Here is a 1,640-nt window from a genome sequence, read left to right as displayed (position 1 = left end):
GGCCGGAGCCGGGGCCCGGAATCCGGCACGCGCAGCGCCGGCCGGCACCTGCCCGGCTCGTGACGTCTTGTCCTCCGTCACTCCTGGTCGTACCACGTGGCCGGACGGCGCGCGCGGCCGCTTCCGCCTCCTGGAAGACAATCACGTCCGGTGGAACCCGGTCCCCGCGGGCATGGCTCCCGCGGGCACGGCCGATCACGTCGGCTCCTCGGTCCGGCCGGGCAGCCGGGCCGGCACCGGCGGGATCATCCGCCATGACGGCCACGCCGCAGCAGCCAACCGCCGACACACGCGAGCGACCCGGCCACCAGGGTCAGGACCAGCCCCGACGCGGGAACGACGCTGATCTGGTTGGCGGAGAGGGCCCGAAAGGACGACAGCGAGGCCGGTCCGGCGACCAGATCCATGACAGCGAACACGGCGACTCCCGCCCCCAGCAGCATCGCCACCGTGCCGCCCGAGCCGCCCGAGCCGCCCGTGCCGCCCGAGCGGCGGCCGGCCACATGCGCCGCACCGATCACCATCAGGACGACCGCCAGCATCAGAGTGATCCTTCCATCACCAACCGTCAGGCCGGTGAACGTACGGCTCTCCTCGCCGTCACTGATCGTGCTCCAGGGCAGGGTGGCGGCAATCCCGCCGAGGCCACCGGCGATGGTCAGGAGCATGCCGGCGAACCGGCCACCGGGTTCCGTACCGACATCGGGCTCCGGCTCCACGGGCGAACGCGGGCGCGAGCCGCCCGGGCCCGCACCGGACGCGGGTCGCGCGCCCCTCGCGGGCTGTGTGACCTGCGGGGGGTATGACTGCGCCTCTTCGGATGGCTGATCGTCCAGCGTGTCCCCGCGGGGTACACCGCTGCCAGGCGAGCGGCCGGCGGGCGATCCTTCCTCGGGCAGCTCGCCGCCGGGGCGGCCGGTGGCAGGCTCGGCGGGCCCGGGCGCCGGGGACCGCCCCGAGGAGGCGTCACGTGGCGTGACCCGCACTGGGGAGAGCACGACTGTGAAGTCGGAATCGGGCCGGACACCGGCATCACCGGTCTCCGGCCGGGGTCCGTGCCGTCCCGGTGCCTGGCGGCTGAAATACCCGGTCGCGCCCGCGCCGGTGGCCGGGTAGACCGACCGCGGTTCGTCGCCGGGCCGTGCCGTCGCCCCGGCCGGCCCGGTGGCCTCGCTCCCCGCCGCGGTCGCCAGACCGGTCAGCGTCCGCCGGCTGATCCGCGATGTCTGCTCCCATGACGCCGGGTCGTCCTCCGCCGGCGGCACCGGCACGTCCGGCGCGGGAGGTGCCGGAGCCAGACCGCTGCGGTCCCCGTGCTGGTGCTGGCCGTGCTGGCCGTGCTGGCCGTGCTGGCCGTCGGTGTCGTCGCGTCCGGGTGACTGATCCGACGTGTCCGGCCGCGCGGGCCGCGGGTGCCGCGGAGAGTCGTCCGTCACCGGCGCCCGACCGGCGGCCCGGTCCTCGGGCAGGAGCCCGCGTGGCCGCGGCTGTGCCTGACCCGCGGCCGATGGTCCCGGGCCCGCCGTCGACTCATGCGTCGACACCCCCGGCGGTGCCGGGGCGAGACGCGCCGCACCCGCGACAGGCGGTTGCGGCGGCCCAGCGGACGGTTGCGCCGACCCGGCGGCCGACTGCGCGGG

At 76.3% G+C, this 1,640-nt stretch carries 1 protein-coding gene; it reads right to left on the bottom strand.

The features are described 5' to 3' along the window. Positions 1 to 245: 245 nt before the first annotated feature. Positions 246 to 1,640: hypothetical protein (locus tag NBX02_RS08345; protein ID WP_250290758.1), on the bottom strand; the 1,395-nt coding region annotated here is incomplete at its 5' end.

It is taken from the genome of Protofrankia sp. CiP1_Cm_nod1 (assembly GCF_920888515.1).
In the GTDB taxonomy this organism is placed as follows: Bacteria; Actinomycetota; Actinomycetes; order Frankiales; family Frankiaceae; genus Protofrankia.
Note: the sequence above shows the minus strand (reverse complement) of the source record. Positions and strands in the feature narration are given on the sequence as shown.